Consider the following 8,178-nt stretch of genomic DNA (forward strand, 5'->3'; position numbering starts at 1 on the left):
TGAAATGGGGCGAAAGTCTGTGGACTCTGTGTAAGACAGTACATGGTTTTTTAACTGTGGTATGCGACGGTGGTGGAAGCAGAAACTTAAATCGTGAGGTTTAGGAATCGCCGCACTTTTAGGGCGGCGAGGATGTCAATAAAGATGAGGCTAATCCCTGCCATCTTAGGGCATACTGTGAGTGTAACGAAGCACTATATTACTCAGTTTGCTTTCCCACTCCTTCCCTAGCTGAATCTCTATCTTGGAGAAGCCATAGTCATGATCGAAATGAAAGTCGCTGGAATTGCCCTAGACGCTATCACTCGCAGTCCCATTGTACTACTCAAGGATGGTTCCGAGCGTCGCGCCCTACCTATCTACATCGGACAAGATCAGGCTAAGGCCATTATCACCGTCCTCGAACAACAAAAACCCCCTCGTCCCCTCACCCACGATTTGATCGCTAATATTTTTAAAGTTTGGGATATGGATTTAGAAAAGATTATCATCCATTCTCTCCAAGATAATACCTTTTATGCTGTTCTCTGTCTCCAGCGCGGCGAAGTCAAAAAAGAAATCGATTGTCGTCCCAGTGATGCGATCGCTATTGCCCTGCGTACCAACAGTCCCGTCTGGGTAATGGAAGAAGTGATCGCTTCCGCTTCTATTCCCGTCGATCGTGACGCGGATGAAGAGGAACGTCAAGCTTTTCGCAATTTCGTCTCCAATCTTAGCCCCTCAGACCTGATCCAACGTCGCGGTGATTTTAGTGATCAGTGAAAATTCAGGAGATAGGAGATAGGAGATAGGGATTTAGGGATTTAGGGAAATTTCAGCCAAATGCCCCACTTCCCCACTTCCCCACTGCCCCACTGCCCCACTTCCCCACTGCCCCACTTCCCCACTGCCCCACTTCCCCACTTCCCCATCACCCCACACCCCACACCCCACACCCAATGCCTTCTAACTGATAACTGATAACTGGTAACTGATAACTGATAACTGGTAACTGATAACTGAATCAATGCGTTATCGACGATTTGGCCGTACTAATTGGCAATTTTCGCTGTTTTCCCTGGGGACAATGCGCTGTTTGTCCTCAGAGTCGGTGTTTACCGCAACAGTTGATCGCGCCCTAGAATTGGGGATTAATCACCTAGAAACGGCCAGAGGTTACGGTAATAGCGAAGTTTTTCTCGGTCGCTACCTGCAGCGTCAAGGGGTGCGGGAGCGGGTTTATCTGACTACGAAATTGGTCCCCACTCCCGATCGCCAAACTATGGAAAAAGCGATCGCCGAATCCCTAGAACGATTACAATTAAATTACCTCGATTGTCTAGCAATTCACGGTATTAACACCCGCGAGCATTTAAACTGGATTAAAGACCCGCAAGGCTGCATGAAAGCCGTTTTTCTGGCCCAAGAAGCTGGAAAAATCGGTCATATTGGCTTTTCTACCCATGCACCCCTAGAAATTATTCTGGAGACGATCAATACAGATTTCTTCGCTTTTGTCAATATCCATTACTATTTTTTTTGGCAAAGACAGCAACCGGCGATCGCTTTAGCCCAAGCAAAGGACATGGGTGTGTTTATTATTTCCCCTGCTGATAAGGGAGGGGGTCTCCACAGACCTCCCAAGAAGCTAGAGGAATTATGCGCTCCTTTTTCACCCTTAGAGCTAAATTATCGCTTTTTATTGAGCGATCCGCGCATTACTACCCTCAGCGTCGGGGCAGCGATACCGGAGGAATTAGAGGCAATTATCAACGTATGCGAAGAAGATCAGCCCCTAGATGCGGCAGAAATTGCCGTTTTTAAGCGTTTAGAGACACATTTAACCGATAAATTGGCTACAGATTTATGTAGCCAATGTTATCAATGTTTACCCTGTCCCGAAAATATTAATATCCCTGAAGTGTTGAGACTGCGGAATCTGGCAGTAGCTTACGAAATGACCGATTTTGGCCAGTATCGCTATCGAATGCTGGAAAATGCCGGTCATTGGTTCCCCGGACGCAAAGCGAATAATTGTACTGAATGCGGTGATTGTTTACCTCGCTGCCCGGAAAAATTGCCGATTCCCCAGCTGCTATTTGATACACACGAACTACTTAACGGGCCGCCGCGACGGAGATTGTGGTCATCTTAGGACGAAACTGGGAAAAATTTTTTTTGGGGATCGTCAAAGTGTAAAAACTATCTTAAGATTAACAGGTAAGAGAATTAACTTTCTTGAATTTAAAGAGACAAAAAACAAGAAATAGATTAAGGAGTAAAGGATATGGCACTCGTCCCCATGCGGTTATTGTTGGATCACGCGGCTGAGAACGGATATGGCATCCCCGCTTTTAACGTAAATAATATGGAGCAGATCCAAGCGATCATGCAAGCGGCGGCAGCCACCGACAGCCCCGTTATCCTGCAAGCTTCTCGCGGTGCGCGCAAATATGCAGGGGAAAACTTCCTGCGTCACCTGATCACCGCCGCGGTGGAAACCTATCCTCATATCCCCATTGTGATGCACCAAGATCACGGTAATGAACCCGCCACCTGCTACTCGGCGATCCGTAACGGTTTCACCAGTGTCATGATGGATGGTTCCTTAGAAGCGGATGCTAAAACTCCCGCCACCTACGAGTACAACGTTAACGTTACTGCTGAAGTAGTAAAAGTTGCTCACTCGATCGGTGCTAGTGTGGAAGGGGAACTCGGTTGTTTAGGTTCCTTAGAAACCGGTAAAGGAGAAGCGGAAGATGGCCACGGTTTTGAAGGGGAATTAGATCACTCGATGCTGTTAACCGATCCCGATGAAGCGGTGGATTTCGTCGAAAGAACCCAAGTAGATGCTTTAGCAGTAGCGATTGGTACTAGCCACGGTGCTTACAAATTTACCCGCAAACCCACCGGCGAAATTCTCGCTATTAGCCGCATTGAAGAAATTCATAACCGCTTACCCAATACTCACTTGGTCATGCACGGTTCTTCCTCGGTCCCCGAAGATCTCCTCGAATTAATCAACCAATTCGGTGGCGCTATCCCCGAAACCTACGGTGTTCCCGTGGAAGAAATCCAAAAAGGCATCAAGAGTGGTGTGCGTAAAATCAATATCGACACCGACTGCCGTTTAGCAATTACCGCCGCAGTTCGTGAAGCACTATTCAGCAACCCAAAAGAGTTTGATCCCCGTTTCTTCCTGAAACCCTCGATCACCTATATGCAGAAAGTTTGTGCCGATCGCTATCAACAATTTGGTACCGCCGGTAACGCCAGCAAAATCAAACAAATGTCCCTCGATGACTACGCAGCCAAATATGCTAAAGGGCAATTAACCCAAGTCAGCAAAAAAGTTGTGGCTGTCTAGTAGCTGAACAATTAAGCGATCGCTTAATGGCACCGATCTAGTAGAATTTTTTGGGGTAGTTAACCATAACTACCCTCTTTTTTATGGGAATGCCTTCAAGGGAAAGAGTGATACTAAATCCGTTGAGTATAGGTTACTTATGAGGACAGGCAAAAGGCACTCATGCAAAAGGGGGAATAAATAATCAGTTTTTAATAACCGGATTTAGTATTACCAGATAAGAATCGATTTCAGAGAAAAGACTATACTGAAAATAATCAGCAGATCAGCACTGGATTTATAAGAGAAGCAAGATGAGAAAAAAATCGTTGTGGGTGGGATTATTGGTGGGATTTTGGTTTTGTCTGACTTGGATGGCATGGACACCCACAGCAGCCGCCTTTAGCGAAGAACAAAAATTACTACTGCAATCTTGGCGATTAGTCAACCAATCCTATTATGATGACACCTTTAATCATCAAAACTGGTGGCAGGTGCGGGAACAATTCATCAAAAAACCCCTCAACGATCGGACGGCGGCCTACAATGCGATCGAACAGATGTTAGCCACCCTCGATGAACCCTTTACCCGTCTCTTGCGACCGGATCAATACCATAACCTACAAATTAGCACCACGGGGGAATTATCGGGGGTAGGACTGCAAATTAATATCAATCCTGACAATGGTTACTTAGAAGTAGTTGCCCCCCTTGCCGGTTCTCCTGCTGAGGCCGCTGGTTTGACTAGCCACGATCGCATTTTGTTTATTGATGGCATCGATACCACTACTTTAACCCTCGACGCGGCGGCGGCCAAAATGCGCGGCACCCCCGGAACAGAAGTTTCCTTAGTCATTCTTCCCGATCAAAAAAGTCAACCAAAAACCCTATCTTTAACCCGTCAACGCATTTCTTTAAGTCCAGTGGTAGCGGTTTTGGATAAAAATTCTAGTTCCTTGCCCATCGGTTATGTGCGCTTAAATCAATTTAGTGCTAACGCTGCCAAAGAAGTCTCGGAAGCGGTGACGAACTTACAAAAACAAGGAGCCAAGGGTTATATTTTAGATTTAAGAAATAACCCCGGTGGTTTACTGCAAGCGGGCATAGAAATCGCTCGGATGTGGATTAATCAGGGAACGATCGTTTATACGGTTAATCGTGAGGGAATTGCCGATAGTTTTGCCGCTGCTGGCAATGCTTTAACCGATGCGCCTTTAGTGGTTTTAGTCAATCAGGGAACCGCCAGCGCCAGCGAGATTTTAGCCGGAGCATTACAGGACAATCAGCGAGGGGTTTTAGTGGGAGAAAAGACTTTCGGTAAGGGATTAATTCAGTCCCTATTCGAGTTACCCGATGGGGCAGGATTAGCGATTACCGTGGCGAAATATGAAACTCCCGCCCACCATGATATTCATAAGTTAGGAATTATGCCGGATCAAGTGGTGGCACAGGAACCGATCACATATCAGGAAATCGGCACCGAAAAAGATAGTCAATACCAAACGGCAATTCAGTTTTTAAACCAGAAGACCGTTTTAGCCAAAGCTTCCTAAGTGGGGTTTTCAGTTATCAGTTACCAGTTATCAGTTATCAGTTATCAGATGCGAGTTTTCAGGATTCTTCGTTACTTGGTATAGTTCGATCGGGGGGCATAAATCGACTAAATCCTTATCTGGCAAGAGACTTAATTGATTAGTTCGTTAGAGAGGGAAAACAATTAACAAAGATCGCATCAATGTCTTTATATATAAGGGTTTTATCCCTTATAGCCCCGTTTATTGCCTAAGACAAACAAAAAGAACCGTTTTCAGTTTACTGTTTACTGTTTACTGTTTACTGATCACTGAAAAAACTTCCCACACCCCACACCCGACGGCATAGGTCGAACAAATTAGCCATTTTTTCCATCAATATCTAAATTAAGATGGAAACCTGTTTGATTTGAAGAGAATGCTAACATCGATTAGAATTTTCCCAGTCCGGGCTTTTCAGTCTTGCAACCTTGACTCATCCTTGATTTTACTGCCATGCAGAGATATATTCGATCGCCCCTAGCCCTAACCCTGAGCATCAGCCTGTTAGCTAATTTTTTAACCGCTTGTAATAATGCCCAAACCCCCGATAACACTGCCTCTAGTCCCACCACCACTGGCCCCGGTGATCAAGGCTTAAAATTAGGGGCTTTACTGCCCATTACCGGAGATTTAGCCGCCATTGGTCAAAATATGCCCGAAGCAGCCGCCCTAGCGGTAGAGACTATCAATGCCTGTGGTGGAGTCAATGGCAAACCCGTCACCCTCGTGAAAGAAGATGACCAAACCGATCCCGCCGCCGGTGCTTCAGCGATGACGAAACTAGCGGAGGTGGATAAAGTAGCCGGTGTGATCGGTTCCTTTGCCAGTAGCGTCTCAGGAGCAGCGGTCGATGTGGCGGTGAGAAAGAAAGTTATGTTAGTCTCTCCGGGTAGCACCAGTCCTGTATTTACTGACAGGGCGAAAAAAGGCGATTTTAAAGGTTTTTGGGCGCGGACGGCTCCCCCGGACACCTACCAAGCTCAAGCTTTAGCGGTCCTAGCTAAGAAAAAGGGTTTTCAAAATGTGGCCACCGTCGTGATCAATAACGATTACGGAGTCGGATTTGAACGGGAATTCGTGAGCGCTTTCGATAAATTAGGCGGCACTATCACTAATAAGCAAAATCCTGTCCGTTATGACCCGAAAGCTGCCACTCTCGATAGTGAAGCGGCGGCTGCCTTCGCTAACCAACCGGATGCTGTAGCGGCAGTCCTTTACGCTGAAACGGGCAGTTTATTACTGCAAGCGGCCTATAAACAGGGATTGACCAAAGGAGTTACCGTCCTCCTCACCGATGGGGTTTATTCGGAAGATTTCACCAAACAGGTGGGGAAAGGAACCGATGGTAAGTCAATTATTGCTGGGGCCCTAGGTACAGTCCCTGGGGCCGACGGTCAAGCTTTAAGCGCTTTTACTACTCTCTGGAAGGAAAAAACTGGCAAGGATGTCACCGCTTTTGTTCCCCATACTTGGGACGCGGCGGTTTTATTGATGTTAGCAGCTGAGGCGGCTAAATCTAACACTGGTGAAGGGATTCAAAGCAAGATTCGTGAGGTGGCTAACGGTCCGGGGACGGAAGTAACCGATGCTTGTCAAGCCATGGAAATGATTCGCAAAGGCGAGGATATTAACTATCAGGGGGCCAGTGGCAATGTGGATATCGATGAAAATGGCGATGTGGTCGGTAGTTACGATGTCTGGACTGTCAAGGATGACGGGACTCTCAAGGTTATCGATCAGGTGACACCTAATCAGTAATCAGTAATCAGTGATCAGGAGGCAGAAGGCAGCAGGTAGGGGATAGGGTGATAGGGATTTAGGGGTTTAGGGAAATTTCAGCCAAATGCTCCACTTCCCCACTACTTCACTACCCCACTTCATAATTCATCATTCATACTTTGTGCTTTTTGTCAAAAAAACTTTTTTTTTTGCAACAAAACTACACAAAAAAAAGATCATCTTTGTGGGTCAAATTGACTCATTTACCTGTCTTAATTAGGGTCTGCTGAAAAAGTTTTTCCTAGGGGCAGGGTGTAACCCCCCCAACCCCCCCGACATCGGGGGGGCAGGTGGGGTGTGGGGTTTTACAGATTTTGAGGGGGTCAATTACCTAATTTTCAGGGAAAAAGTCCCTGAATTTCCCCAACAGTCTTATGGGATGAAAATTCGACCGACTCCCATATAGTTTTCTAGATCAAATAAAATCTCAATCAAGCGGGTAGCACATCTTTGCCGATAGCTACTTTCATCAAAGCGATCAGGGTTTCCAATTGTCAGAATTGGCAGGGAAGCGGGTGTATTTTCTTCACGTATGGTTTGTTCCAGCGAATCAATTCCTTTCATATTTCGATTTGCTGTAATTAAAATCATCTGAGTGTTTTGAGCAAATTGCCAAACAACCCGATCACTACTATCCATCGGCAATCCAACATCCTGAAAGGTGAAGAAGCGGATGGGCAAAAGATCAAGCCATCCTTCTGCTGAGAGGGTTCCCCAGAATAAAACAACATCGCCCGTTAAGTTGTAGTCAATCAGAAAGTTCATGATTGAGATTCAATGCGTGCTTTCCACTCTTGAAGCTTCGCACGAATGGTTTCTTGACCAGGCTTAGGGGGCATCGCCGCAATCTTGGCAAATCGCTCACGATTTCGCTCTTCCCAGTATTGACGAATTTCTGTCGCTGTCTGCAAGCATTCTTGATACTCGGCTTCAACCTCAGTACAATGAGTCTCAATGTATGCTAGGGCTGAATCAATCTGTCTATCATTAAGACCAAGTTTTTCACGAATCAGCTTGGGGGGATACTGAGCCTTTAGGTAATCCATAACATCATAAAGGGTAATTCGCGTACCGGCGATTGTCAATCCACGCTCTGTACGAATAATAGCTGATTGCCCGTTGGATACCAGAACCATACTCATAACCTTCTAGAATTTCATCGAAAATTTGGGTCTGAAACCCCGCCGTTTTAGGTTGGCTTTGCTGTTAAATATTAGCACATTTACGAAATATATGCTAAAATATGAGACATGGAAAAAGCCTATTCTTACCGATTTTACCCCACACCCGAACAAGAGTCGCTATTGCGGCGCACATTGGGATGTGTAAGATTGGTTTACAATAAAGCTCTCCATCTCAGAACACAAGCTTGGTACGAAAGACAAGAAAGAGTAGGCTACGCTCAAACTTCTTCAATGCTAACCGATTGGAAAAAACAAGAAGAATTAGACTTTCTCAATGAAGTAAGCTGTGTACCTTTACAACAAGGGTTAAGACATT

9 protein-coding genes are annotated in these 8,178 nt (G+C 45.8%); 7 read left to right on the plus strand and 2 right to left on the minus strand.

What is annotated here, in order from left to right; all coding sequences use genetic code 11:
- Window positions 1-261: 261 nt before the first annotated feature.
- From O9295_RS13485 to O9295_RS27855, 6 genes are all read left to right on the plus strand, one after another.
- Window positions 262-762: a bifunctional nuclease family protein gene (locus O9295_RS13485; RefSeq protein WP_061432090.1), complete on the plus strand. Its 501-nt coding sequence runs from the start codon at window positions 262-264 to the stop codon at window positions 760-762.
- A gap of 244 nt (window positions 763-1,006) precedes the next feature.
- On the plus strand, window positions 1,007-2,134 hold the full coding sequence (locus O9295_RS13490; protein WP_288033306.1) for an aldo/keto reductase: 1,128 nt from the start codon (window positions 1,007-1,009) through the stop codon (window positions 2,132-2,134).
- Window positions 2,135-2,266: 132 nt separating this feature from the next.
- The gene (fba, locus tag O9295_RS13495) at window positions 2,267-3,346 is read left to right on the plus strand and encodes a class II fructose-bisphosphate aldolase (RefSeq protein WP_002744497.1); all 1,080 of its coding nucleotides are present in this window, start codon (window positions 2,267-2,269) and stop codon (window positions 3,344-3,346) included.
- A gap of 293 nt (window positions 3,347-3,639) precedes the next feature.
- Window positions 3,640-4,878: a carboxyl-terminal processing protease CtpA gene (gene ctpA / locus O9295_RS13500; protein ID WP_288033308.1), complete on the plus strand. Its 1,239-nt coding sequence runs from the start codon at window positions 3,640-3,642 to the stop codon at window positions 4,876-4,878.
- A 474-nt stretch (window positions 4,879-5,352) separates the two neighbouring features.
- The gene (locus O9295_RS13505) at window positions 5,353-6,657 is read left to right on the plus strand and encodes an ABC transporter substrate-binding protein (RefSeq protein ID WP_287970365.1); all 1,305 of its coding nucleotides are present in this window, start codon (window positions 5,353-5,355) and stop codon (window positions 6,655-6,657) included.
- Between the two features lie 244 nt (window positions 6,658-6,901).
- Window positions 6,902-7,084 (plus strand): hypothetical protein, encoded by a 183-nt coding sequence (locus O9295_RS27855; RefSeq protein WP_409888533.1) that lies wholly within the window; start codon window positions 6,902-6,904, stop codon window positions 7,082-7,084.
- Here O9295_RS27855 and O9295_RS13510 read toward each other — a convergent pair.
- On the minus strand, window positions 7,051-7,443 hold the full coding sequence (locus O9295_RS13510) for a DUF5615 family PIN-like protein (protein WP_002758893.1): 393 nt from the start codon (window positions 7,441-7,443) through the stop codon (window positions 7,051-7,053). The two genes, O9295_RS27855 and O9295_RS13510, sit on opposite strands and share 34 nt — an antisense overlap.
- Complete coding sequence (locus O9295_RS13515; RefSeq protein WP_002758892.1) at window positions 7,440-7,814, minus strand: DUF433 domain-containing protein; 375 nt, start codon at window positions 7,812-7,814, stop codon at window positions 7,440-7,442. Before O9295_RS13515 ends, O9295_RS13510 begins: the two co-directional genes overlap by 4 nt.
- Before the next feature lie 114 nt (window positions 7,815-7,928).
- On the opposite strand from O9295_RS13515, the gene O9295_RS13520 reads away from it, so the two are divergent.
- Window positions 7,929-8,178: helix-turn-helix domain-containing protein (locus O9295_RS13520; RefSeq protein ID WP_288033311.1), on the plus strand; the 250-nt coding region annotated here is incomplete at its 3' end.

The sequence above is a fragment of the Microcystis sp. LE18-22.4A genome, from assembly GCF_027531105.1.
GTDB classification, from domain to species: Bacteria; Cyanobacteriota; Cyanobacteriia; order Cyanobacteriales; family Microcystaceae; genus Microcystis; species Microcystis aeruginosa.